Genomic DNA, 23,815 nt, shown 5'->3' on the forward strand with positions numbered 1-23,815 from the left:
TTTCTTCTCGCAGATCGAACAAGGACCCCGCACTCATGAAACGACGCACTGCCCTCTCCCGCCTGCGGCTCGCGCCGCTGGCCCTGTCGCTCGGTCTGGGCCTGACGCTGGGTCCGGCCCCGCAGGCCCAGGCCCAGGACGTGGTGAAGATCGGCTTCACCGGACCGCTCTCGGGCGGCCAGGCCGCCTACGGCGCCGACAACCGCGACGGCCTGATGCTGGCGGTCAAGGAGCTCAATGCGCGCGGCGTGCAGGTGGGCGGGCGCAAGGTGAGCTTCGAGGTGGTGGCGCAGGACGATGCGGCCGATCCGCGCCAGGGCGTGGCGGTCGCGCAGCTGCTGGCCGACGCGCATGTGCGCTATGTGATCGGACCGTACAACTCGGGCGTGGCCATCCCGGCCGGCCGGGTCTACAACGACGCCGGCATGCTGATGCTGACGGTGGCCTCCAACCCGAAGGTGACCCAGCTCGGCTATCCACGCCTGTTCCGCGTCGGCGTCAACGACGCGCAGGTGGGCATGTCGATGGCCGTGCATGCGGCCACGAAGATGAAGGCCAGGACGGTGGCGGTGATCGACGACCGCACCGCCTACGGCCAGGGCCTGGTCGAGGAGTTCGTGGGCGAAGCCAAGCGCCAGGGCCTGACCGTCGTGCGCCAGGAATACACCACCGACAAGGCGACCGACTTCACCGCGATCCTCAGCTCGATCCGCGCTGCCCAGCCCGACGTGGTCTTCTACGGCGGCTACTCCTCGCAGGCCGGACCGATGCTGCGCCAGATGGTCACGCAGGGCATTCGCGCGCCGCTGCTCGGCGGCGACGGCATCTGCACCACCGAGACCAGCCGGCTCAGCGGCGGCAGCCTGGCCGACGGCCGGGTCTTCTGCAGCCAGGCGGGCGTGGTGCTGGAGCAGGCCGATGCGGGCCGCGCCTTCGCGGCGAAGTACCGCGCCGCCTACCAGCGCGATCCGCTGACCTACGCGGTGTCGTTCTACGACGCGGCGATGCTGCTGGCCGACGCGATGCAGAAGACCGGCTCGACCGATCCGGGCAAGCTGGCCGAGCAGCTCGCCGCGGGTCGTTACGTCGGCGTGGCCGGCGAATACGCCTTCAATGCCGCGCACGACCTGAAGCAGTCGCCGGTGAGCGTCTACGGCTTCAAGGGCGGCCAGCCGCAGGCGCTGGGTCGCTGAGCCGGCCGCTGAGCCGAAACAAGAAGGGAAGAAGGGCCGGGGCAAAAACCCCGGCCCTTCTTGCGTCGGATGAGGCGGATTACTTGCCCGCCGCCGCCACCCAGCGGTTGACCTGATCGCCATGCGAGGCGATGTAGGCGGCGGCTTCCTTGGCGGCGTTGCTGTCGCGGGCCTTGAGCATCACGCCCTCCAGGTCGGCCAGCGAGATCTTCAGGTTGCGGATGAAGGCCGCGGCGGCGGGGAAGTCGGCGCTGAAGCCCTTGCGCGCCAGCGCATGGATGGACTCGGCGCCGCCCAGCGCCTGCTTCGGGTCTTCCAGATAGCGCAGCTTGTACTGCGAGAACATCCAGTGCGGCGACCAGGTAGTGACGACGATCCACTGCTTGCGCTGGATGGCGCGGTCCAGCGCCGAGACCATCGCCGCGTCCGAGGCGGTCATCAGCTTGTAGTCCAGGCCGTAGGTCTTGATCGCGGCCTCCGACAGCTTCATCAGGCCCGCGCCGGCATCGATGCCCTGGATCTTGCCGCCGAGCTTCTCCATGACCTCGGGCTTCTTCAGATCCTCGATGGTCTTCAGCGTGGAGACCGGGATGTCGGCCGGCACCGCCCAGCCCAGCTTGGCGTCGGTGTAGAGCGCGCCGAGGTTCTCGACCGTACCCTTGACCTTGTCGTAATAGGCCTGATGGGTGCCGGGCAGCCAGGCCATCAGCATCAGGTCGATCTGGCCACGCTCCAGGCCGGCGTACTGCAGCGCCACGTCGGTCATCACCAGCTCGACCTTCTGCGCCAGGCGCTGCTCGAGGATGAGCTTGGCGATGTTCGTCACCGCCTCGGCATCGGACCAGGCGGTCCAGCCGATGCGGATCGGCTTGGCCTGGGCCAGCACCGACAGCGGCGTGCCCGCCAGCGCCAGGGTGGTCGTGGCACCGGCCAGAAAATGGCGGCGATTCATCAGGGCCTTGTCGTCAGTCATGGAAATGCTCCAGCAAGAGAGGTAGCGGAATGGCGTGTGACCGACTCCACGTTAAGGCCGCGATGATCGCCGGGATGATCCGGGAACGACACCAAGATGTCCTGCGGCGACAAGGCCGCCACCCGCCTTCAGCGCCGGCTTTTCCACCAGCCGGTCAGCGTCAGCAGCAGCCACAGCGACTGGCTGAAGAAGGAGGAGATGTTGAAGGCGCCGATCAGCGAGACCAGCACGCACAGCGGCCCGACGACGTTGAGCGCGACGATGCGGCGGCTGCGCGGCGACTCGTGGCGCACCTGCACCAGGAAATGCGCGACCACATAGGCGCAGACGCCGCACAGCCCGACCAGGTCGAGCACGCCGAGCCGGATCATGCCGGCTCGGGCTGGCGCCGGGCCGGCAGGCCGTCGGCGCGGAACCAGGCCGCGCCCGAGCGCGGCAGCGCGGGGCGCCCCCGCACCGCGTCGGCCAGCTTCTCGGCGATCATGATCGTGGCCGCGTTGAGGTTGCCGGTGATGATGCGCGGCATGATCGAGGCGTCGATCACCCGCAGGCCCTGCAGGCCGTGCACCCGGCCCTCGGCATCGACCACCGCCATCGGGTCGTCGGCCGCGCCCATGCGGCAGGTGCACGACGGATGCAGCGCCGTCTCGGCATGCTCGCGCACGAAGGCGTCGATCTCGGCGTCGGTCTGCACCGCCATGCCCGGCTTGATCTCGCGGCCACGGAAGGCGTCCATCGCCTGCTGGCCGATGATCTCGCGCGTCAGGCGCACGCCGGCGCGGAACTCGCGCCAGTCGACGTCGTGGGCCATGTAGTTGAACTGCAGCCGCGGCGCCACCCGCGGGTCGCGGCTGGCCAGGCGCACGAAGCCGGTGCTGGGCGAGCGCATCGAGCCGACATGGCACTGGAAGCCGTGCGCCTTGACCGGGTTGCTGCCGTCGTAGTTCATCGCCAGCGGGATGAAGTGGTACTGCAGGTTCGGCCAGGCGAATTCCTCGCTGCTGCGGATGAAGCCGCCGGCCTCGAAGTGGTTGGAGGCGGCGATGCCGGTGCCTTTGAGGTACCACTCGATGCCGATGGCCGGCTTGTTGTGCCACAGCAGCGCCGGGTAGAGCGAGACCGGCTGCAGGCATTCGTACTGCAGGTACATCTCCAGGTGATCCTGCAGGTTCTCGCCGACGCCGGGGCGGTCGATCACCACCGGGATGCCCAGCGCGCGCAGCGCCGGCGCCGGCCCCACGCCCGAGCGCAGCAGCAGCTGCGGCGAGGCGATCGCGCCGCTGCTGACCAGCACCTCGCGGCGCGCGCGCGCCTGCTGCATCTCCTCGCCCTGCAGCCAGGCCACGCCGACCGCGCGCTCGCCCTCGAACAGCACCCGGTCGCTCAGGGCGCGGGTGCGCACCGTCAGATTCGGGCGCTGGCGCGCCGCGTCGAGGTAGGCCAGCGAGGTGCTGCAGCGCCGGCCGTCGGCGGTGGTGGTGCGGTCCATCGGACCGAAGCCTTCCTGGCGGAATCCGTTCAGGTCCTCGGTGCGGGCGTAGCCGGCCTGCTCGCCGGCGCGCACGAAGGCCTCGAACAGCGGGCTGATGCCGGCCTTCGGCGTGGTGACATGCAAGGGGCCCTCTCCGCCGTGCCAGTCGCTGGCGCCGCGGTCGTGGGTCTCGGCCTTGCGGAAATAGGGCAGGCAGTCGGCGTAGCTCCAGCGCTCGAGCGACTTCTCCGTGGCCCAGCCTTCGTAGTCCATCGGATTGCCGCGGATGTAGACCATGCCGTTGATCAGCGAGGAGCCGCCCAGGCCCTTGCCGCGGCCCTGGGTCATGCGCCGCCCGCCCATGTGCGGCTCGGGCTCGGTGACATAGGCCCAGTTGTAGGTGGTGCCCTGCAGCGGATAGGCCAGCGCGGCGGGCATCTGCGTGCGCCAGTCCAGCCGCCAGTCGGGGCCGCCGGCCTCCAGCAGCAGCACAGAAACATCCGCGTCCTCGGTCAGCCGCGCGGCCAGCACGCAGCCGGCCGAGCCGGCGCCGACGACGATGTAGTCGAACTCGTCCGGTGTGGCGTCCTTCTGAACCTTCGTCATGGCGCGCCCTCCTTCAGGCACCGAACCAGCCCGAGGCGGCCGGCGCGAGGTTGATGTAGCTGTGCTTGAGCTCGGTGTATTCGTCCAGCCCGACGCGCGCCAGTTCACGGCCGATGCCGCTGGCCTTGAAGCCCCCCCAGGGCGCCTCCGGGAAATAGGGGTGGTAGTCGTTGACCCAGACGGTGCCGAAGCGCATCGCCCGCGTCATGCGCGCCGCGCGCGCCAGGTCGCGGGTCCAGACCGCGCCGGCCAGGCCGTAGGGCGTGCCGTTGGCCAGGCGCAGCGCCTCGGTCTCGCCCGAGAAGCGCTCGACCGCCAGCACCGGGCCGAAGATCTCCTCCCGTGCAATCGTCATCGTCTCGGTGACGCCGGTGACCAGTGTGGGCGCCAGCCAGAAGCCGCGCCGGAAGCGTTCGCCCTCGGGCGTGCAGCCGCCGTGCAGCACCCGTGCGCCCTCGCTCACGGCCTGCTCGACCATCGCCATCAGCCGCGCGCGCTGCGCCGCCGACTGCACCGGCCCCATCTGCGTGCCGGCCTCCAGGCCGCTGCCGACGACGATGCGCGCCATGCGCGCGGCCAGCCGCTCGACGAAGGCATCGTGCACCGCGTCCTCCACCAGCAGCCGCGAGCCCGCCGAGCAGACCTGGCCGGCGTGGAAGAAGGCGGCGTCGAGCGCGCGGTCGAGCGCGATGTCCAGATCGGCGTCGGCGAAGACGATGTTGGGGTTCTTGCCGCCCAGCTCCAGCGCGACGCGCTTGAAGTTGCTGTCGGCGGCGGCCTTCATGATGTGGCGCCCGGCCGCCGCGCCCCCGGTGAAGGACACCAGGTCCACGTCCGCGCTGGCGGCCAGCTCGGCGCCGACCTCCGCGCCGCCGGTGACCAGGTTGAACACGCCCGGCGGCAGGTCCAGCTCGCCCAGCAGCCGCGCCAGGTGCAGCGTGGTCAGCGGCGTGAGCTCGCTGGGCTTGAGGACGACGGTGTTGCCCGCGCCCAGCGCCGGCGCGATCTTCCAGGCCGCCTGCAGCAGCGGATAGTTCCACGGCGTGATCAGCGCGCACACGCCCACCGGCTCGCGCAGCGTGCGGCTGATGACATGGGCCGGCGCCTCGTTGACGGCGCCGGATTCGCCCGCCACCAGCGCGCCGAAATAGCGGAAAGTCGCGGCGATGTCGCCCATGTCGGTGCGGCTCTCGGCGAGCGTCTTGCCGGTGTTGAGCGACTCCAGCCAGGCCAGGTGCTCGGCATCGCGGTCGACGAGGTCGGCGATGCGGTGCAGCAGCCGGGCGCGCTCGCGGATGCCGGTCTCGCGCCAGGGGCCGTGGTCGAAGGCATGGCGGGCGGCAGCGATGGCACGGCGGGTGTCGTCGCGGTCGGCCTCGGCGACGACGGCGATCATGCGCTCGTCGATCGGGCAGAGGATGTCGCGGGTGCCGGCGGCCGCGGCGGGCTGCCACTGGCCGGCGATGAGAAGCTGGGTAGGAGTCACGGGCAAGTCCTGGGCGCGGGGCCGGTCGAAGACGGTCGGGGTCGGCAGATCGTGGTCCGGAAGCCCGCAGGCCGGCATTCATTTTCCGACACCGATCGGGTCGAAAACGTCATCGCCGGCGATGACCAGCGCAAGAAAGAACATGTCGCCTGCAGACAAGTCCGGCCGGCCTGACCTGCAAGAGTGCAAGCACGCTCTCGCTCTCTCTTTCGCCCTCTCCTCTCGACCTCACCCAACCGGACAACCGCCATGAAGTGGATCACCCCGACCCTTGTCGCCCTGGCCAGCGCCATGACCCTGGCCGCCGTGCCGGTCCAGGCCCAGGAAGACGCCAGCTGCCGCAAGGTGCGCTTCGCCGACGTGGGCTGGAGCGACATCGCCGCCACCACCGGCCTGGCCTCGGTGGTGCTGCAGGCGATGGGCTACCAGACCAGCGTGACCGTGGCCTCGGTGCCGATCACTTTCGCCGGCATCAAGAGCCGCCAGATCGACGCCTTCCTCGGCTACTGGAATCCGAGCATGACGCCGATGATGGAGCCCTTCGTCAAGGCCGGCCAGATCCAGGTGCTGGAGCGGCCCAACCTGACCGGCGCCAAGTACACGCTGGCGGTGCCCGAATACCTCTACGACGCGGGGCTCAAGTCCTTCAAGGACATCGCGCGCTTCGAGAAGGAGCTCGGCGGGCGCATTCTCGGCATCGAGCCGGGCAATGACGGCAATGCGCTGATCGCCGGCATGATCAAGCAGAACCAGCACGGGCTGGGCAAGTTCAAGATGGTCGAATCCTCCGAGGCCGGCATGCTGGCCGAGGTGCAGCGCGCCGCGCGCGGCAACAAGGCCGTGGTCTTCCTCGGCTGGGAGCCGCACCCGATGAACGTGCAGGTGAAGATGAAATACCTCGAAGGCGGCGACGAGGTCTTCGGCCCGAACTACGGCGAGGCCAAGGTCTACACCGCGGTGTCCGTCGGCTACGAGGCGCGCTGCCCGAATGTCGCCACCTTCCTGCGCAACCTGCAGTTCACCACGACGATGGAGAACGAGGTGATGCTCGACATTCTCAACAAGGCCCGCCCGGAAAAGGCCGCGCGCACCTGGCTGGCCAAGCACCCCGAAGTGCTGGGCCCGTGGCTGAAGGGCGTGAAGACCGTCAAGGGCGAGGACGCCGCGCCGGTGGTGGCCAAGGCGCTGGGCGGCTGACGGCCCGCGCGGCGGCCCGCGTGGCCGCTGTTTCTGCCACGCCTTTTCCGACACGACAGCCCGGCCCGCGCCGGGCTGTTTTCTTTTGCAGGAACCCGGATATGTTGTCCCTGTCCGCCGCCCATGTGCACCTGACGCTGGCCATCCTCGCCGAGGTGGTCGCCACCAGCAGCCTGAAGGCCTCCGACGGCCTGAGCCGCCCGCTGCCCACCGCCATCGTCGTCATCGGCTACGCGACGGCCTTCTATTTCCTGTCGCTGGCCCTGCGCAGCGTGCCGGTGGGCCTGGCCTACGCGATCTGGTCAGGCGCCGGCATCGTGCTGGTGTCGCTGGCCGGCTGGGCGCTGTTCGGCCAGAAGATCGACCTGCCCGGCGCGATCGGCATCGCGCTGATTCTGGCGGGGGTGCTGGTGTTGAATCTGTTTTCGCGGGCGGGGCATTGAGGGTGGCCAACCACGACGCATGCCATAACTAATTAGACCAATTCACATTTACACTACTGCTTCCACCATAAAGTGACGACATCGTACCAGTTCCGTTGACACGCGAGTAAAGACGCAAAGTCTGATTTGCAGGAACATTCTGCCCAGTGAAATCAACAAACCCAGATGCATAGTTTGTCACATCAAAACACACAAGCCCAGTATTGTTGCACAGATACACCAAAAATCCAGTTGGTCGAGGCGTTTTATAATTCCACGAATAATATACCAATCCTACGTATGTACCGCTAACAGGAGTTCCGACAACTGGAAATGGCACATTATACCATAGATTCTTTGCATAAATTGTAGGTGCAACGACAGAACTACTGTAACCACCAGAAGCCGCAATGGCATTTTTACCAATAGCCGAGAAAGCCACCGCAACAGTGATCAAGCAAAAAGAAAATACACGCTTATTGATTGCCATAAAACTTTACTCCCTCTGGTTAAGTTGATGGGATTTAAATTCCTGCACACATGGAATCAACCGTCAAAAAAGCCATTTTTTTACCCTGTTTTTTTACTGACAACACATTTGCATTAGATCTAACATTGAAAAAAATTAATGCCAACCGAAATCAGTCAAACAATAAAGCAACAACAATTCGACCTCCCGTACCCAATGGAGATACCAAGTGAATATCCAAGCAAGCAGTGGAATTACAAGCTATCAACCCACCGATAGAGTGGGCCTCGCGAAGAAAATGGGCACATTAACCCAATCCACATCGGGGTCCAGCTCTTCAAGCACGAATGTCAGCATTTCTGATGCCGCTCGCAATTTTGCAAGTCAAGAAACCGTTGCCACGCAAGGCCGAACGGCCATCCAGCAAAGGGCAATAAACTCCGCAGCAGCCGATCCCCAATGGGCCGACAAAATGGCCGAAGGATTCGCAAATGTCCGCAGCCAAATTGCCTACGATATTTCTGATCAACTAGGCCCCGGCAAGCACGAATTCACCCGCAAACTATCATCAACGGGCCGCATCATCGATGATGCATTCGAGGAAAACTTCTATAAAGAAGCATCGCGCGTTGACGCCCAGAAGAAGGAAATCTACGCGGCTGAAAAGGCCAAGGGAACGCCTTCCGCAGAAATTTACGCCAAGCTGATTGACTTCACGAATACTCAATCCAGCGATTACTTGGAAGGCACCGGCTGGTGCGCCAGGACAACGGCTTAGAGCAATTGCCGACTTCTCCATCGACGGATTCAAAAAACCCCTCCCAAAACGACGCAAGGGCCCCGCAGGGCCCTTGGTTTTTGGGTGCTGGAAACAAGCCGGCGGGGATCGCTCAGCTCTCCTGCTGCCGCGCGCCGAAGCTCTCGGTCAGGCGGTCCAGGATGATGGCCAGCAGCACCACCGACAGGCCGCTCTCGAAGCCCAGGCCGATGTCCAGGCGCTGGATGCTGGAGAGCACCTCGTTGCCCAGGCCGCCGGCGCCGACCATCGAGGCGATGATGACCATCGACAGCGCCATCATGATGGTCTGGTTGACGCCCGCCATCAGCGTGGGCAGCGCGATGGGCAGCTGCACCTTCCACAGCAGCTGCATCGAGGTGCAGCCGAAGGCCTGGCCGGCCTCGACCTGCTCGCTGCTGACCTGGCGGATGCCCAGCGCGGTCAGGCGCACCACCGGCGGCATCGCGAACACGACGGTGGCCAGGATGCCCGGCACCCGGCCCAGGCCGAACAGCATCGCCGCCGGGATCAGGTAGACGAAGGCGGGCATGGTCTGCATGAAGTCCAGCACCGGACGCAGCAGCGCGTTGAAGCGGTCGCTGCGCGCGCTCAGGATGCCCAGCGGCACGCCCACGATGATGCTGATCAGCGTGGCCGAGAACACCAGGGCCAGCGTCACCGCGGTCTGGTCCCAGAAGCCGATGATGCGGATCAGCAGCAGGCTGGCCAGCGCGAACAGGCCGAAGCGCCAGTTCAGCCGCCACACGCCCAGCGCCAGGACGGCGATCATCACCAGCCAGGACGGAATCGCCAGCAGGATGATCTCGATCTGGCTGGCGAAGCCCTCGACCAGCGCGCCGATCATGTCGAAGAGGCCGCCGCCCTGCTCCAGCAGCAGCTTGACGGCGTCGTTGACCAGGGCGCCCAGCGGCAGCAGGTTCTTGCCCTCGCCGATCAGGTCTTGCAGGAAATCAGCTGGCATGTCGGGTGCTCGCGATCTTGAGAAGGAGGCTGCGGGGAGTGATGCAGCCGACAAGGCGTTCGGCGTCGTCGAAGACGCTGACGGGCTGGTCCAGGCCGAGCACGGTGTCGAGCGTCTCGGGCAAGGCGGTGGTGGCGCGCAGCCGGCCGGTGCCGCCCGCCGGGAAGGGCACGACGGTGCGGTCGACCAGGTCGGCCGCGGTCAGGTAGCGCGAGGTGTCGACGCCCTTGAAGAAGCGGCGCACATAGTCGTTGGCGGGGCTGGTGACGATCTCGTGCGGCGAGCCTTCCTGCACCAGATTGCCGCCTTCCATGATGGCGATCTTCGAGCCGATCTTCAGGGCTTCTTCCAGGTCGTGCGAGACGAAGACGATGGTGCGGCGCTGCTCGCGCTGCAGGTCCAGCATCAGGTCCTGCATCTCGGTGCGCTTGAGCGGGTCCAGCGCCGAGAAGGCCTCGTCCATCAGCAGGATGTCGGGATCGACCGCCAGCGCGCGCGCCAGGCCCACGCGCTGCTGCATGCCGCCCGAGAGCTGGCGCGGGTACTTGGCCGCGTAGGCCTTCAGGCCGACCTGCTCGAGCGCCTGCATCACCTTGTCGCGGTAGCGCTTCGGGTTTTCGCCGGCGACCTCCAGGCCGAAGGCGACGTTGTCCTGCACCGTGCGGTGCGGCATCAGCGCGAAGCTCTGGAAGACCATCGCGATGCGCTTGCGCCGCCAGCGCATCAGCTCCGGCAGCGGCATGCGCGCCACGTCGTCGCCGTCGACGACGATGGAGCCGGAGGTCGGCTCGACCAGGCGGTTGATCAGCCGGATCAGCGTCGACTTGCCCGAGCCCGACAGGCCCATCAGCACGTAGATGTCGCCGGCCTGCACATCGAAGCCGACCTTGTTGACGCCGACCACCTGGCCGGTGCGCTGGAAGATCTCGTCCTTGCCGAGCCCCTGGCTCAGCATCGCCAGGGCGGCGTCGGGCTTGGGGCCAAAGACCTTGGTCAGGTCGCGGATCTGGATCTTGGGTCTGGCCATGCGGGGCTCCCGGGCAATCGTCGAGGGTGTCGAGGGTGGAGAGAGACAGGAGAGATTCATCATCGGAATGGACAGCGGGCGAGCCCTAGCGGTCAAGCTCGAGATCCCCGAGCGGGCGGCTGCAGCACGGCAGCATCCAGCCCTGGGCCACCTCGCGCGGGCGCAGGCCGCCTCCCTGGCTCATCTGCACCTCGCCGGAGAGGCGCCGCGTGCGGCAGGTGCCGCAGACGCCGCTGGCGCAGCTGAAGGGCCAGCGCAGGCCGGCACGCCGGGCAGCGGCCAGCACCGTCTCGTCGGGCGCGCACTCGAAGCGCTCGCCGCGCTTGAGCGTGATGACAAAGGAGGGGGCCGGCTCGGCGGCAGACGCGACAGGCACCGCCGCGGGCTCGGGCGCCGAGGCCGCCGGCGCCTCGAAGCTGAAGCTCTCCTCGTGATAGCGGCTCATGTCGAAGCCGGCGTCAGCCAGCATCGCGCGCACCGCGGCCATGAAGGGCGCCGGGCCGCAGCACCAGACTTCGCGACCCAGCAGATCGGGCACCTGCGCGCGCAGCAGCGGCAGCGACAGTCGGCCGAGCAGCCCGCTGTAGCCGGGGGTCGCGCCGCGCCCCTCGCAGACCACGGTGGCACGCCAGCGTGGCAGCCGACGCGCCAGGACCGCCAGCTCGTCGGCAAAGACGACATCCTGCGGCGTGCGCGCGGCGTGAATGAACTGCACATCGGCGTCCAGCCCCAGATCGGCCCAGGCGCGCGACATCGACATCAGCGGCGTCACGCCGCTGCCTGCCGACAGGTAGAGCTGGCCGCGGGCCGGTACGGCCACCGGGCCGGCCGGAAAGCAGAACTGTCCGGCCGGCCCGGTCAGCGACAGCCGGCTGCCCGGGCGCAGGTGCGCGTGCAGCCAGTTCGACACCCGCCCGCCCGGCACCCGCTTGACGGTGATGGCCAGCGTGTCGGGCCGCGTCGGGCTGGAGCTCAGCGTGTAGCAGCGGTGCAGCCGCTCGCCGTCGATGTCCAGCGCCAGGGTGACGAACTGGCCCGGGCGGTAGCGGAAGCTGCACGCGCCGTCCTGCAGGCGCAGCACGAAGGTGCGCACATCGTGGGTCTCGTCGATCACCTGCACGCAGGTGAAGTGCTCGTCGTCCGGCACCCAGGCGTCGAACGGCGCATCGGCCAGGTCAGGAAAGGAGTCGTTCATGGGGAAAACCGTGGAGTCGCGACGTTTGCAATGAACGTGCCTGACATGCCGCAGCCCGGCATCAGCGCAAGAATCAGCGCGAGGCCGTCAGGCTGACGCGCATGCGGTCCACGTACCAGACGCAGAAGGCCTCGACCAGACCTTCGGTGAACGGCGAATAGGGACCGGGTTGGTAGGCGCTGCTGGCCACGCCGGCCTGCGAGAACTCGACCAGGCGACGGTCCTGGTCGTTGGTGGCGTTCCAGACCGCGGTCAGGTTCTCGACGGTGTAGTCCACGCCTTCCACCGCGTCCTTGTGCACGCACCAGGTGGTGCGCACCATCGTGCGGCCGGCGCTCAGCGGGATCACCGAGAAGCTCACCACATGGTCGCTCATGAAGTGGTGCCAGGAGTTGGGCTGCGTCCAGAAGGACAGGCCGCCGAGCGACTTGTCGGTGAAGTCGGCCAGCAGCTTCCTGCAGGCGACCTCGGTGTTCATCGTCTGCGATTCGCCGGCGCGGTCCAGCGGCAGGCGCTGGGTGCGGAAGCCCGTGACGCGGGTGTCGAGCTCCTCGATGCGGGCGCTGGGCAGGCCCATCGCCTCCCAGCGGGCGTGGCTGTCGCGCACGATCTGCTCGAACTGCGCGATGCCTTCGGCGTTCTGCGGCCCTGGCTGGGCGCCGAAGCCGTGCTCGTAGAGCGAGATGGTCAGCTCGGGATGGTTGCCCACGCAGTGATAGCACTCGCGGTTGTTCTCCATCGTCAGCTTCCAGTTGCCCTGCTCCAGGATCTCGACCTGGGCGGCGACCTTGCATTCGGACAGCTTGTGCGGCGCCAGGTAGGGACGCATGCGCGCGGCAACCTCCTCGAAGTCGGCCGGCGGCTCGTCGGCCAGGCAGATGAAGATCAGGCCCTCCAGATCGCGCAGATGCACCTTGTGCAGATGGTGCTGCTCGCGCAGGAAGGTCTCGCCCATGTGGTCGGCGTGGATGAGCTTGCCCTCCAGGTCGTAGGTCCACTGGTGGTAGGGGCAGACGATGTTGCCCAGGCTGCCCTGGTGCTCGTCGCACAGCCTCGAGCCGCGGTGGCGGCAGACGTTGTGGAAGGCGCGCAGCTGCATGTCGTCGTCGCGCACGATCAGCACCGAGTCCGCGCCGATGTCGACGGTGATGAAGTCGCCCGGCTCGGGCAGCTGCGGCGCCACCGCGACGAAGATCCAGTGACGGCGGAAGATGTGCTCCAGGTCGGCCTGGAAGATGTCCTCGCTCAGGTAGAACGGGGCTTCGAGGCTGTGGCCGGGCCGGCGGCGCTCCAGCAGCGTGGCGAGCATCGCGTCGGCGCGGCCGGTGCGGGGGTGCAGGGTGACGGGGGCGGTCGTTGTCGTCATGGCGGAAATCCTCGGAACGCAGGGTGCTGCAGGTCGTCGAGGCCATTGTTCGGTCAGCCGCCCCGGCGACCTTGCATGTGACGGACACGGATTTGTCTGCAGGCGACATCGGCGCGCGGCATGTCGCGATGTCGGTTTTGGGCAAATGCGTGTCCGCGGCGCACAAGCCGCAGCGGCGTCGGGCTCGAAGAATGAGGCCATCCGAGATCGCCTCTCCCGCAGCCTCTGCCCAGACGCCATGAACACTGCCGACTTCTTCTCCGCCCCGCTGGCCCAGGCCGACCCGCAGGTCGCCCGCTCGATCGACCGCGAGCTCACCCGCCAGCAGAGCCAGATCGAGCTGATCGCCTCCGAGAACATCGTCTCCCGGGCGGTGCTGCAGGCCCAAGGCTCGGTCTTCACCAACAAGTACGCCGAGGGCTACCCCGGCAAGCGCTACTACGGCGGCTGCGAGCAGGCCGACGTGGTCGAGGCGCTGGCCATCGAGCGGCTGTGCCAGCTCTTCGGCGCGCGCTTCGCCAACGTGCAGCCGCACTCCGGCGCGCAGGCCAACACCGCGGTCATGCTGGCCCTGGTCAAGCCGGGCGACACGGTGCTGGGCATGGCGCTGTCGGCCGGCGGCCACCTGACGCACGGCGCCCGGCCGGCGCTCTCGGGCAAGTGGTTCAACGCGGTGCAGTACGGCGTGCGGGAAGCCGACAGCCGCATCGACTACGACGAGGTCGAGCGGCTGGCGCGAGAGCACCGCCCCCGGCTGATCATCGCCGGCTTCTCGGCCTACCCGCGCACCATCGACTGGGCGCGCTTTCGCGCCATCGCCGACGAGGTGGGCGCGCTGCTGATGGTCGACATGGCGCATGTGGCCGGCCTGGTGGCCGCCGGCGTCTACCCCAGCCCCGTGCCGCATGCGCACGTCACCACCAGCACCACGCACAAGACGCTGCGCGGCCCGCGCGGCGGCGTGATCCTCACCAACGACGAGGAGATCGCCAAGAAGATCAATTCGGCCGTCTTCCCCGGCGCGCAGGGCGGGCCGCTGATGCATGTGATCGCCGCCAAGGCGGTGGCCTTCGGCGAGGCGCTGCAGCCGGCCTTTCAGGACTACGCCCGCCAGGTCGTCGCCAATGCACAGGCCCTGGGCGAAGTGCTGCGCGAGGGCGGCCTGGACCTGGTCACCGGCGGCACCGACAACCACCTGCTGCTGGTGGACCTGCGCCCGCTGGGCCTGAAGGGCAACCAGACCGAGGTGGCGCTGGAGCGCGCCGGCATCACCTGCAACAAGAACGGCATCCCCTTCGACACCGAGAAGCCGACCATCACCTCGGGCATCCGCGTCGGCACCGCCGCCATCACCAGCCGCGGCCTGAAGGAGGACGACTGCCGCGAGGTCGGCCGCCTGATCCTCGACGTGCTGCAGGCGCTGCGCCGCGACCCGGCCGGCGACCCGCGGGTCGAGATGCTGGTGCGCGAGCAGGTCCAGACCCTGATGAGCCGCTTCCCCATCTATCCCGCCCTCTGATCCCCCGACGCACGAAGGACCTCCGCATGAACGCCCTGCACGCCGAATCCATCGTCATCGATGGCCTGATCATCTCGAAGTGGGCCCGCCCGGTCTTCGAGGACATGAAAAAAGGCGGCCTGACCGCCGCCAACTGCACCGTCTCGGTCTGGGACGACTTCAAGGCCACGGTGCACAACATCGCCGAGATGAAGCGCCACATCCGCGACAACGCCGACCTGCTGACGCTGGCGCGCAGCACCGCCGACATCGTGGCCGCCAAGCGCGAGGGCAAGACCGCCATCATCCTGGGCTTCCAGAACGCGCACGCGTTTGAAGACCACCTGGGCCACATCGAGGCCTTCGCCGACCTGGGCGTGCGCGTGGTGCAGCTCTGCTACAACACCCAGAACCTGATCGGCACCGGCTGCTACGAGCGCGACGGCGGCCTCTCGGGCTACGGCCACGAGGTCATCGCCGAGATGAACCGCGTGGGCATCATGGTCGACCTCTCGCATGTGGGCGCCAAGACCAGCGAGGAGGCCATCCTCGCCAGCAAGAAGCCGGTCACCTACAGCCACTGCCTGCCCGCCGGCCTGAAGGCCCACCCGCGCAACAAGAGCGACGAGCAGCTCAAGTTCATCGCCGACCGCGGCGGCTTCATCGGCGTGACGATGTTCCCGCCCTTCCTGCGCCGCGGCATCGAGTCCACGGTGGACGACTATGTCGAGGCGCTGGACTACGTCATCAACCTCGTGGGCGAAGACTGCGTGGGCATCGGCACCGACCACACCCAGGGCTACGGCCAGGACTTCTTCGACCATATCACCCACGACAAGGGCCGGGGCCGGCGGCTGACGAACTTCGGCACCGTGCTCAACCCCGAGGGCATCCGCACCATCGGCGAGATGCCCAACCTGACCGACGCGATGGAGCGCGCCGGCTGGAAGCCCGAGCGCATCGTCAAGGTCATCGGCGCGAACTGGCTGCGCGTCTTCAAGGACGTCTGGGGCGCCTGAGGCGACGCAAGGAGAACACGCATGCAACCGCAACTGCCCATCGACGTCGCCCCGGACACCGGCATCTGGACCACCGACGGTCTGCCGATGATCTACGTGCCGCGGCATTTCTTCGTCAACAACCACGTCGAGGCCGAGGCCGCCATCGGCCGCGAGGTCTATGCCGCCAGCCTCTACAAGGCCGGCCACCGCTCGGCCTATTTCTGGTGCGAGCAGGAAAGCCGGACGCACGGCCTGCAGGGCTTGGCGGTCTACGAGCACTACCTCAAGCGCCTGTCGCAGCGCGGCTGGGGGCTGTTCTCCTTCGAGGAGGTCGATGCTGCCACCGGCCACGCCCGCATCAGGCTGGAGCACTCGGTCTTCGTGCTGGCCCAGGGCATCGCCGGCGTGCCGGTGACGCAGGACAAGGTCTGCTACCTGTTCGCCGGCTGGTTCTCCGGCGCGATGGACTGGGTCGGCCAGGCCACCGGCCAGACCTGGAAGACCACCAGCACCGAGACGCAGTGCGCCGCCGAAGGGCACGCGCACTGCGTGTTCACCGTCACGCCGATCGTGGACTGAGCCATGCGCTACCCGCACCTCTTCGAGCCGATCCAGCTCAACCAGCTCAAGATCCGCAACCGCATCGTCAGCACCGCGCACGCCGAGGTCTACGCCGACGACGGCATGCCCGGCGAGCGCTACATCCGCTACTACGAGGAGAAGGCCAAGGGCGGCGTCGGCCTGGCGATCTGCGGCGGCTCCAGCCCCGTCTCGCGCGACAGTCCGAGCAGCTGGTGGAGCTCGGTCAACCTCTCGCGCGACGAGACGATGGAGGGCCTGGCCAAGCTGGCCGACACCATGCACAAGCATGGCGCCAAGATCATGATCCAGGCCACCCACATGGGCCGGCGCAACGCCTGGCACGGCTTCGACTGGCCGCACCTGGTGTCCCCGTCGGGCGTGCGCGAACCCGTGCACCGCGGCAACGCCAAGACGATCGAGATCGAGGAGATCCGCCGCATCATCCAGGACTACGCGAAGGCCGCGCGCCGGGTGAAGGCCTCGGGTCTGGACGGCATCGAGATCTCGGCCGCGCACCAGCACCTGATCGACCAGTTCTGGAGCCCGCGCAGCAACTTCCGCACCGACGAGTGGGGCGGCAGCCTCGAGAACCGTCTGCGCTTCGGCATCGAGGTGCTGCAGGCGGTGCGCGCCGAGGTGGGCAAGGATTTTGTCGTCGGCCTGCGCATGTGCGGCGACGAGTTCCACGAGGACGGCCTGAACCACGAGATGCTCAAGGAGATCGCCCAGGCCATGAGCGAGACCGGGCTGATCGACTATCTGAGCGTCATCGGCTCCGGCGCCGACACCCACAACACCCTGGCCAACTGCATGCCGCCGATGGCGCTGCCGCCCGAGCCCTTCGTGCACCTGGCCGGCGGCATCAAGAGCGTGGTGAAGATCCCGGTGATGCACGCGCAGAGCATCCGCGACGCGCAGCAGGCCGAACGCCTGCTGGCCAGCGGCACCGTCGACATGGTCGGCATGACGCGCGCGCAGATCGCCGACCCGCACATGGTCATCAAGATCCGCGACGGGCGCGAAGACCAGATCAAGCAGTGCGTCGGCGCCAACTACTGCATCGACCGCCAGTACAACGGCCTGGACGTGCTGTGCGTGCAGAACGCCGCCACCAGCCGCGAGCGCACCATGCCGCACACCATCGCCAAGACCAGCGGGCCGAAGCGCCGGGTGGTGGTGGTCGGCGCCGGCCCGGCCGGGCTGGAGGCCGCCCGCGTGGCGCGCGAGCGCGGCCACGACGTGGTGCTGTTCGAGAAGGCGCCGCAGGTCGGCGGCCAGGTCAACCTGGCGGCCAAGGCCCCGAAGCGCGAGCAGATGGCCGGCATCATCCGCTGGTTCGACCTGGAGACCACCCGCCTGGGCGTGGACCGCCGCCTGGGCACCGAGGCCGACGTGGCGATGATCCTCGACGAGCGCCCGGACATCGTCGTGCTGGCCACCGGCGGCCTGCCGCACACCGGCCAGAACCCCGAGTGGGGCGTGGCCGAGGGCCTGGCGGTGTCGGGCTGGGACATCCTCAGCGGCCGCGTGGCGCCGAAGGGCAATGTGCTGGTCTATGACGCCATCAGCGCGCACGCCGGCTCCGGCGTGGCCGACTTCATCGCCAGCCGCGGCCACCTGGTCGAGATGGTCACGCCCGACGTGAAGATCGCCGACGACACCGGCGGCACCACCTTCCCGATCATCTACCGCCAGCTCTGCGCGCAGGGCGTGATCCTGACGCCCAACCACTGGCTCGACCGCGTCTACCGCGAGAGCACGCCCGAGGGCGACCGGCTGGTGGCCGTGCTGCGCCACGAGTACACAGAGGTGCAGGAGGAGCGCGTGGTCGATCAGGTCGTCATCGAGAACGGCATCCGCCCGAACGAGGCGCTGTACTGGCAGCTCAAGGACCGCTCGGTCAACCACGGCCAGACCGACATCGACGCGCTCTACGACAACCAGCCGCAGCCGGCGCTGGCCGAGCCGCTGGGCCACGGCCAATTCGCACTGTTCCGCATCGGCGACGGCGTGTCGATGCACAACATCCACGGCGCGATCTACGACGCGCTGCGCCTGTGCAAGGACTTCTGAGCATGGATGCCGTCCTGTCTTCCTCGTCGGGCTGGGTCTGGCGCGATGCCGTGACCGCGGTCTTCTGGCTGGCGGTGGCCGCGCTGACGATCGGCACCGCGCGCCGCGCGGCGCTGTGGCGCACCGGCCGCACCGCCTCGGTGGCCTGGAGCGGTCTGCTGGCCATCCCCAAGCGCTACTTCGTCGACCTGCACCATGTGGTGGCCCGCGAGCCGGCGGTGGCGCGCGCGCACGTCGCGGTGGCCGGCGGCGCCCTGGCCTGCCTGGCGCTGGTGGCGATCAACGACGGCCTGCGGCTGCGGCTGGCGGTGCTCGACATCGCGCTGGTGGCCTGTGCGCTGGTGATGCTGGCCGGCGCGGTGATGATGGCGCTGCGCCGGCGCCAGCCGGCGGTGGCCGCGCGGGTCTCGCGCGGGCCGTGGCAGCGCCTGCCGTGGACGCTGGGCGCCGGGGCGCTGGGCGTGCTCGCGCTGGCCGCCGGCGCCTTGTGGCACGAGAGCATCGCGCCGTGGTGGGCAGCGCTGTGCGTGCTGGCCCTGGGCGCGGGCGCGGCCGAGCTGGCCCTGGGCGTCGGCCTGGCCGGGCCGATGAAGCATGCGGTGGCCGGCCTGCTGCACCTGGGCCTGCATCCGCGCCCCGAGCGCTTCGGGCCGCAGCCGGTGGGCCCGGCGGCGCAGCGTCAGGCCAGCGCGCTCAAGCCCGTCGCGCTGGGCCAGGATCTGCCCGGCGCGGCCAGGCCCGCCGATCTGCCCTGGAACCGCCTGCTCTCCTTCGACGCCTGCGTGCAGTGCGGCAAGTGCGAGGCGGCCTGCCCGGCCTTCGCCGCCGGCCAGCCGCTGAACCCGAAGAAGCTGGTGCAGGATCTGGTCAGCGGCATGGCCGGCACCGGCGACGCGCACTACGCCGGCAACCCGTATCCGGGCAAGGAGATCGGCCGCCACGCCGGCGCCCCCGACCAGGCGGTGGTGCCCGGCCTGATCGACGCCGAGACGCTGTGGAGCTGCACCACCTGCCGCGCCTGCGTGCAGGCCTGCCCGATGCTGATCGAGCATGTCGATCTGGTGGTCGACCTGCGCCGCAACCTGACGCTGGTGGGCGGCACCGTGCCCAACAAGGGCGACGAGGTGCTGGCCGCGCTGCGCGAGACTGACACCCAGGGCCGCCATCCGCTGGCCGCCCGCCACCACTGGGCCAGCGACCTGGGCCTGCCGGTGATCGCCGACAAGCGCACGTCGCCGCGCACCGAATGGCTGCTGCTGGCCGGCGAGGCTGGCTTCGACCTGCGCGGCCAGAAGACGCTGCGCGCGCTGGTGACGACGCTGCGCGCGGCCGGCGTGGTGCCCGCCCTGCTGGGCGAGCGCGAGACCGACTGCGGCGACGTGGCCCGCCGCCTCGGCGACGAGGCCGGCTACCAGCGCCTGGCACGCCAGCTCATCGCGACGCTGCAGGCGCACCCGGCGGCGAACCTGGTCACCGCCGACCCGCACCTGCTGCACGCGCTGCGCAACGAGTACCCGGTGCTTGACGCCGCCTGGGCCGAGCAGCTCGCTCAAGGGCGCACCCGCGTCTGGCACCACACCGAGCTGCTGGCCGAGCTGCTCGAAGGCGGCCGGCTGCGCCCGAAGGCGGACGCCGCCGACCGCGCGCCCAGCGTCACGCTGCACGACCCCTGCTACCTCGGCCGCTACAACGGCCAGATCGAGGCACCGCGCCGTGCGCTCAAGGCCATCGGCATCCAGGTGATCGAGATGGAACGCTGCGGCCTGAACGCACGCTGCTGCGGCGGCGGCGGCGGCGCGCCGACCACCGACATTCCCGGCCAGCGCCGCATTCCCGACATGCGCATGGACGACGCCCGCGCCACCGGCGCCGAGGTGGTCGCGGTGGCCTGCCCGCAGTGCACCGCGATGCTCGAAGGCGTGACCGGCAAGCGCCCCGAGGTGCTGGACGTGGCCGAGCTGGTGGCCCGCGCCGTGGAGACCTCCGTGGAGAAGAACGCATGATCCGACGAGTCGATCCGCGCCGACCGGCGCTCATCACGCCGCAGGGCCTGCGCCGCATCGTGCTGGGCGGCACCGAGGGCGAGCGCGGCCTGCGCCTGGCCGCGGTGTCGCATGCCGCGGCCAAGCGCCCGCGCCTGGCCACGCCGAGCGAGCGCGCCGCCGGCTGCCTGCTGGTGCTGGTCCATCCCGACAGCGGCAGCCTGGACGAGCATGCCCGCGAGGCGATCGCCGCCGCCGCGCTGCTGGCCCGGCCCGACGAGGCGGTGATCGCGCTGATGCCCTGGCCGCAGGCGCCCGACGATCCCGAGGTGCAGGCCAGCGCGCTGGACGCCGCCGCGCTGGGCATCGACCGGCTGGAGCTGCTGCCGGTGAACGCCGCCACCTCGCCCGAGGCCCTGGCCGAGGCGGTCGCGGCCCGCTGGCAGGCGCTGGCGCCGCGCCTGACACTGGCCCCCGACCGCGGCGACGACGGCGAGCTGGGCCGGCGCCTGGCGGTGCGCCAGCCGCTGGCCTGCGCCGCCGGCGTGGTCGAGATCGCCGATGGCCGGGTGCGGGTGCGCGACCTCGGCGGCGTCCGTCGCGCTGCCGCAGACGCCACTGCGGCGCTCGACGGGCTGGACCTGCTGCTGCTGGCGCGCCAGGTCGCGCGCACCGAGCTGCCCTTCACCGGCCTGGGCGAGTGCCAGGTGCTGCCGGCGCCCGCGCCCCGCGCGCTGCCCGGTCTGGTCGATCTGGGCGTGATCGCCGGCCAGGCGCAGCAGGTGGCGCTGGAGGAGGCCGACTTCATCCTCGCCGCCGGCAACGGCGTGACCGACGTGCCGCTCTTCCTGGCGCTGGCCGAGGCGCTGGGCGCGGCGGTCGGCGCCTCGCGGGTGGCGGTGGACGATGGCCGCTTTGCCCGCAGCCAGCAGATCGGCGCCACCGGCCGCACGGTGCAAGCGCGCGGCTATCTGGCGATGGGCATTTCCGGCGCGGTCCAGCATCTGCAGGGCATCCGCGAATGCCGCCATGTGCTGGCGGTCAACACCGACGTGTCCGCGCCGATGGTGCAGCGCGCCGAGCTGACGGTGGTCGAGGACGTGCAGGCCCTGATGCGCGAACTGCTCGCGCTGCTGCAGGCCGAGCAGGCGGCGGCGCCGGCGGCCTCGTCCACCCCGATTCCTTCGCTCAAGGCGGCCTGACATGAGTTCCTCCTCCCTGAATGCCTCGCCGGTGGCGGTGCTGGTCAGCGTGCGCGTCGATCCGGTCAGCGGACGCTCCACCCGCAGCCGTGCCGACGCCGCCGGCACGGCGCTGGCCCTGCAGGCGCTGCAGGCCCGAGCCACGCTGCAGGGCCAGTCGCAGTCGCACGCGACCCAGCCACGGCTGCTGCACGCTGGCTGCCGCCAGACCGCGATGCCCGAGGCGGTCGCACGCGACTACCTGGCGCTGGGCGTCGACCGGCTCGAGCGGCTGGAGCTGGCCGGCACCGATCCGGAGCAGATCACCGCCGCGCTGGCCGAGGCCTGCCGCGACACCCCGCTGGTGATCGCCGGCGCCCGCGGCGAGTCCGGTCTGGCCAGCGGCCTGCTCCCGCACCGGCTGGCGCAGCGGCTGCAGCGGCCACTGATCGCCGAGGTGATCGACCTGCAGCCCGAGGCCGATGGCGGCTGGCGGGTGGTGCAGGCGCTGCCGCGTGGCGCGCGGCGCAGCTGGCGGCTCGCGCGCGGTGCCGCCGCGGTGCTGGTCAGCAGCGAGCGCCTGGCACGGCGCGAGGACCTGCGCGTGCGCCATGCCTGGCTGGCCGCGCAGCAGGGCCGCATCGAGGACCGCCGCGCCGCCTCCGGCCCGGCCGCCGGTCCGGTGGTGGCGGTGAATCCGGCCTGGACGCCCGAGCCGGCCCGGCGCCAGCGCCGGCCGCTCGCACCCGTCTCGACCGAGAGCGGCGCGGCGCGCATGGCCCGTGCCACCGGCACCGCCGCCCCGGCGCGACAGGGCGGTGCAGTACTGGCCGACGGCACGGCGCAGGACAAGGCGCGCGAGCTGCTGGCGCATCTACGCCGCCTTGGTCTGACTGCTGGCTGAAATCATTCTTCACGCCTCCATCAGCCCGGCGTTCCCGACCAGGAATGCCGGGCCTTCTTTTTTGATCATCGCAATATCAGCGTAATCACCTGTTCTGCATCAAGACCAATTACGGTGAAATCTGGCAAGCGCGGCACCGTGATGGTGCCGCATGCACCGCCAAACCTCATGCGCGACCCACCGTCGCAGGCACGATCGGGCGCCCGGATCGCAGTTTTTCCGGAACCGCCCGGCATGTCGTGGAAATTCAGCGCCGCAATGTGCTGGCACGATCGTTGCTGAATATATGAGGATTCCGGCGGCAACAGGTCCGACCGGGCAGCCCGGACCGCGGTCCCCAGCCACGAAGGTTTCACGCGATGGTTTCTTCCTCGAATCCCGATCCCCGGGTCCGGCATTTCGGATTCCTGCTGCTCGAGAATTACTCGATGATCGCCTTCGCCAATGCGGTGGAGGTGCTGCGCATGGCCAACCTGACCAGCCGGCAGACGCTCTATACCTGGAGCGTCTGTGCCGCCGGGGGGGGCGCGGCGCAGGCCAGCAATGGTCTGGGCGTGTGCGGCGCCTGCCAGCCCGAGGATCTGGACCGCTGCGATGCGGTCTTCGTCTGCGGTGGCGTCGAGGTGCAGAAATCGATTTCTGACCCTCTGATCAAGGACTTGCGTCGCCGTGCCGCGCGCGGACAGACGCTGGGCGCGCTGTGCACCGGCACGCATGCGCTGGCCGCCGCCGGCGTGCTCGACGGCTACCGATGCGCGGTGCACTGGGAAAATCTGGTCGCGCTGCGCGAATCCTGTCCGAAGGTGAATTTCGCGCTGGAGGTGTTTGTCATCGACCGCGAGCGCATCACCGCCTCGGGCGGCATCGCGCCGCTGCACCTGATGCTGCATCTGGTGCGCCATCACCACGGCAACAAGCTGGCGATGGCGATTTCCGAGCAGTTCATCGTCGACCGGGTGCGCGACCAGAGCGACCAGCAGAAACTGCCGCAGCCCGAATTTGTCGGCCCCGGCTACGAGCATCTGGTCGAGGCGGCCGAACTGATGGCCGCCAACATCGAGGAGCCGCTGCCGCTGTCGGAAATCGCCGATGCCGCCGGCATTTCGCTGCGCCAGCTCGAGCGGCTGTTCCATCGCTATTACAAGGTCACGCCGGCGCAGCATTACCTGACGCTGCGGCTGCGGCGCGCGCGGGAGCTGCTCTCGCACACCAGCGCGCCGATCATGCAGATCACGGTGGCCTGCGGATTCCAGACCGCCTCGCATTTCTGCAAGGCCTACCGGGCATTGTTCGGGCACTCGCCCAGCGAGCACCGCCGTCAGGGCGGCAGCCAGGGCCTGGTGCATGTGGTGGGCGCACCCGCGCCGGCCGTGGTGCAGCGCCGCGCCCGGATCGAGCGCGGCGCGCCGATGTACGTGTCCTGAGCGCG

22 protein-coding genes are annotated in these 23,815 nt (G+C 69.1%); 12 read left to right on the forward strand and 10 right to left on the reverse strand.

Translation table 11 applies throughout. From position 1 onward, the window contains the following. The first annotated feature begins 35 nt into the window (after window positions 1-35). Window positions 36-1,193, forward strand: a complete 1,158-nt coding sequence (locus BW996_RS14680) for a branched-chain amino acid ABC transporter substrate-binding protein (protein WP_083701058.1) — start codon at window positions 36-38, stop codon at window positions 1,191-1,193. Between the two features lie 79 nt (window positions 1,194-1,272). Here BW996_RS14680 and BW996_RS14685 read toward each other — a convergent pair whose 3' ends face one another. From BW996_RS14685 to BW996_RS14700, 4 genes are all read right to left on the reverse strand, one after another. Then, window positions 1,273-2,166 (reverse strand): glycine betaine ABC transporter substrate-binding protein, encoded by an 894-nt coding sequence (locus BW996_RS14685; RefSeq protein WP_241462018.1) that lies wholly within the window; start codon window positions 2,164-2,166, stop codon window positions 1,273-1,275. A 128-nt stretch (window positions 2,167-2,294) separates the two neighbouring features. Beyond that, window positions 2,295-2,537, reverse strand: coding sequence for a CBU_0592 family membrane protein (locus BW996_RS14690; RefSeq protein WP_037483609.1), 243 nt, complete (start codon window positions 2,535-2,537; stop codon window positions 2,295-2,297). Continuing rightward, window positions 2,534-4,243: a choline dehydrogenase gene (gene betA / locus BW996_RS14695; RefSeq protein WP_051632089.1), complete on the reverse strand. Its 1,710-nt coding sequence runs from the start codon at window positions 4,241-4,243 to the stop codon at window positions 2,534-2,536. Before betA ends, BW996_RS14690 begins: the two co-directional genes overlap by 4 nt. A 13-nt stretch (window positions 4,244-4,256) precedes the next feature. Continuing rightward, the gene (locus BW996_RS14700) at window positions 4,257-5,729 is read right to left on the reverse strand and encodes an aldehyde dehydrogenase family protein (RefSeq protein ID WP_037483634.1); all 1,473 of its coding nucleotides are present in this window, start codon (window positions 5,727-5,729) and stop codon (window positions 4,257-4,259) included. Between the two features lie 258 nt (window positions 5,730-5,987). Between BW996_RS14700 and BW996_RS14705 the strand changes: the two genes are divergently transcribed. Then, window positions 5,988-6,926, forward strand: coding sequence for a choline ABC transporter substrate-binding protein (locus BW996_RS14705; RefSeq protein ID WP_375131855.1), 939 nt, complete (start codon window positions 5,988-5,990; stop codon window positions 6,924-6,926). Window positions 6,927-7,027: 101 nt separating this feature from the next. Next, window positions 7,028-7,369: a DMT family transporter gene (locus BW996_RS14710; RefSeq protein WP_037483614.1), complete on the forward strand. Its 342-nt coding sequence runs from the start codon at window positions 7,028-7,030 to the stop codon at window positions 7,367-7,369. Between the two features lie 28 nt (window positions 7,370-7,397). Here the strand turns inward: BW996_RS14710 and BW996_RS21075 are convergent, their stop codons facing one another. Beyond that, entirely contained in the window at window positions 7,398-7,838 is a 441-nt protein-coding gene (locus tag BW996_RS21075; RefSeq protein ID WP_081838207.1) for a flagellar protein FlhE, read from the reverse strand. Between the two features lie 208 nt (window positions 7,839-8,046). Here BW996_RS21075 and BW996_RS21395 point away from each other — a divergent pair, with 208 nt between their 5' ends. Further along, complete coding sequence (locus BW996_RS21395) at window positions 8,047-8,595, forward strand: hypothetical protein (protein ID WP_139330893.1); 549 nt, start codon at window positions 8,047-8,049, stop codon at window positions 8,593-8,595. A gap of 112 nt (window positions 8,596-8,707) precedes the next feature. Here BW996_RS21395 and BW996_RS14720 read toward each other — a convergent pair whose 3' ends face one another. The 4 genes from BW996_RS14720 to BW996_RS14735 all read right to left on the reverse strand — a co-directional run bounded on the left by BW996_RS14720 (window position 8,708) and on the right by BW996_RS14735 (window position 13,108). Then, a complete protein-coding gene (locus BW996_RS14720; protein WP_051632090.1) occupies window positions 8,708-9,577 on the reverse strand; it encodes an ABC transporter permease in 870 nt (289 codons plus the stop codon). Next, a complete protein-coding gene (locus BW996_RS14725; RefSeq protein ID WP_037483616.1) occupies window positions 9,567-10,604 on the reverse strand; it encodes a quaternary amine ABC transporter ATP-binding protein in 1,038 nt (345 codons plus the stop codon). The genes BW996_RS14720 and BW996_RS14725 overlap by 11 nt, the downstream gene beginning before the upstream one ends. Before the next feature lie 85 nt (window positions 10,605-10,689). Continuing rightward, the gene (locus BW996_RS14730) at window positions 10,690-11,799 is read right to left on the reverse strand and encodes an FAD-binding oxidoreductase (protein ID WP_051632091.1); all 1,110 of its coding nucleotides are present in this window, start codon (window positions 11,797-11,799) and stop codon (window positions 10,690-10,692) included. A 73-nt stretch (window positions 11,800-11,872) separates the two neighbouring features. Then, on the reverse strand, window positions 11,873-13,108 hold the full coding sequence (locus BW996_RS14735) for an aromatic ring-hydroxylating oxygenase subunit alpha (RefSeq protein ID WP_037483642.1): 1,236 nt from the start codon (window positions 13,106-13,108) through the stop codon (window positions 11,873-11,875). Between the two features lie 295 nt (window positions 13,109-13,403). Between BW996_RS14735 and glyA the strand changes: the two genes are divergently transcribed. From glyA to BW996_RS14770, 7 genes are read left to right on the forward strand one after another with little or no spacing between them, the layout of a single operon-like run. After that, a complete protein-coding gene (gene glyA, locus BW996_RS14740; protein ID WP_037483618.1) occupies window positions 13,404-14,684 on the forward strand; it encodes a serine hydroxymethyltransferase in 1,281 nt (426 codons plus the stop codon). A gap of 26 nt (window positions 14,685-14,710) precedes the next feature. Continuing rightward, window positions 14,711-15,682 carry a dipeptidase gene (locus BW996_RS14745; protein WP_037483620.1) on the forward strand — a complete coding sequence of 324 codons (972 nt, stop codon included), beginning with the start codon at window positions 14,711-14,713 and terminating at the stop codon, window positions 15,680-15,682. Between the two features lie 21 nt (window positions 15,683-15,703). After that, complete coding sequence (locus BW996_RS14750) at window positions 15,704-16,243, forward strand: DUF5943 domain-containing protein (protein ID WP_037483622.1); 540 nt, start codon at window positions 15,704-15,706, stop codon at window positions 16,241-16,243. Between the two features lie 3 nt (window positions 16,244-16,246). After that, on the forward strand, window positions 16,247-18,319 hold the full coding sequence (locus tag BW996_RS14755; protein ID WP_037483623.1) for an oxidoreductase: 2,073 nt from the start codon (window positions 16,247-16,249) through the stop codon (window positions 18,317-18,319). A 2-nt stretch (window positions 18,320-18,321) separates the two neighbouring features. Then, complete coding sequence (locus tag BW996_RS14760; RefSeq protein WP_076458980.1) at window positions 18,322-20,322, forward strand: (Fe-S)-binding protein; 2,001 nt, start codon at window positions 18,322-18,324, stop codon at window positions 20,320-20,322. After that, entirely contained in the window at window positions 20,319-21,503 is a 1,185-nt protein-coding gene (locus BW996_RS14765) for an FAD-binding protein (RefSeq protein ID WP_037480822.1), read from the forward strand. The genes BW996_RS14760 and BW996_RS14765 overlap by 4 nt, the downstream gene beginning before the upstream one ends. A gap of 1 nt (window position 21,504) precedes the next feature. Continuing rightward, a complete protein-coding gene (locus BW996_RS14770) occupies window positions 21,505-22,386 on the forward strand; it encodes an adenine nucleotide alpha hydrolase family protein (RefSeq protein WP_037480825.1) in 882 nt (293 codons plus the stop codon). Window positions 22,387-22,451: 65 nt separating this feature from the next. Here BW996_RS14770 and BW996_RS21400 read toward each other — a convergent pair whose 3' ends face one another. Then, window positions 22,452-22,742: a hypothetical protein gene (locus BW996_RS21400; RefSeq protein WP_139330894.1), complete on the reverse strand. Its 291-nt coding sequence runs from the start codon at window positions 22,740-22,742 to the stop codon at window positions 22,452-22,454. 3 nt (window positions 22,743-22,745) lie between these two features. Here BW996_RS21400 and BW996_RS14775 point away from each other — a divergent pair, with 3 nt between their 5' ends. Continuing rightward, entirely contained in the window at window positions 22,746-23,810 is a 1,065-nt protein-coding gene (locus BW996_RS14775) for a GlxA family transcriptional regulator (RefSeq protein WP_051631819.1), read from the forward strand. Window positions 23,811-23,815 lie beyond the last annotated feature (5 nt).

The organism is Sphaerotilus natans, assembly GCF_900156335.1.
Classification (GTDB): domain Bacteria; phylum Pseudomonadota; class Gammaproteobacteria; order Burkholderiales; family Burkholderiaceae_C; genus Sphaerotilus; species Sphaerotilus natans.

Bases quoted from the DNA above. Each gene is read 5' to 3' on its own strand.
- BW996_RS14680 (WP_083701058.1), top strand. From the start codon at position 36: ATGAAACGACGCACTGCCCTCTCCCGCCTGCGGCTCGCGCCGCTGGCC.
- BW996_RS14745 (WP_037483620.1), top strand. From the start codon at position 14,711: ATGAACGCCCTGCACGCCGAATCCATCGTCATCGATGGCCTGATCATC.
- BW996_RS14730 (WP_051632091.1), bottom strand. From the start codon at position 11,799: ATGAACGACTCCTTTCCTGACCTGGCCGATGCGCCGTTCGACGCCTGG.
- glyA (WP_037483618.1), top strand. From the start codon at position 13,404: ATGAACACTGCCGACTTCTTCTCCGCCCCGCTGGCCCAGGCCGACCCG.
- BW996_RS14750 (WP_037483622.1), top strand. From the start codon at position 15,704: ATGCAACCGCAACTGCCCATCGACGTCGCCCCGGACACCGGCATCTGG.
- BW996_RS14685 (WP_241462018.1), bottom strand. From the start codon at position 2,166: ATGACTGACGACAAGGCCCTGATGAATCGCCGCCATTTTCTGGCCGGT.
- BW996_RS14710 (WP_037483614.1), top strand. From the start codon at position 7,028: ATGTTGTCCCTGTCCGCCGCCCATGTGCACCTGACGCTGGCCATCCTC.
- BW996_RS14725 (WP_037483616.1), bottom strand. From the start codon at position 10,604: ATGGCCAGACCCAAGATCCAGATCCGCGACCTGACCAAGGTCTTTGGC.
- BW996_RS14760 (WP_076458980.1), top strand. From the start codon at position 18,322: ATGGATGCCGTCCTGTCTTCCTCGTCGGGCTGGGTCTGGCGCGATGCC.
- BW996_RS14720 (WP_051632090.1), bottom strand. From the start codon at position 9,577: ATGCCAGCTGATTTCCTGCAAGACCTGATCGGCGAGGGCAAGAACCTG.
- BW996_RS21075 (WP_081838207.1), bottom strand. From the start codon at position 7,838: ATGGCAATCAATAAGCGTGTATTTTCTTTTTGCTTGATCACTGTTGCG.
- BW996_RS14765 (WP_037480822.1), top strand. From the start codon at position 20,319: ATGATCCGACGAGTCGATCCGCGCCGACCGGCGCTCATCACGCCGCAG.
- BW996_RS14755 (WP_037483623.1), top strand. From the start codon at position 16,247: ATGCGCTACCCGCACCTCTTCGAGCCGATCCAGCTCAACCAGCTCAAG.
- BW996_RS14735 (WP_037483642.1), bottom strand. From the start codon at position 13,108: ATGCTCGCCACGCTGCTGGAGCGCCGCCGGCCCGGCCACAGCCTCGAA.
- betA (WP_051632089.1), bottom strand. From the start codon at position 4,243: ATGACGAAGGTTCAGAAGGACGCCACACCGGACGAGTTCGACTACATC.
- BW996_RS14690 (WP_037483609.1), bottom strand. From the start codon at position 2,537: ATGATCCGGCTCGGCGTGCTCGACCTGGTCGGGCTGTGCGGCGTCTGC.
- BW996_RS14775 (WP_051631819.1), top strand. From the start codon at position 22,746: ATGGTTTCTTCCTCGAATCCCGATCCCCGGGTCCGGCATTTCGGATTC.
- BW996_RS14770 (WP_037480825.1), top strand. From the start codon at position 21,505: ATGAGTTCCTCCTCCCTGAATGCCTCGCCGGTGGCGGTGCTGGTCAGC.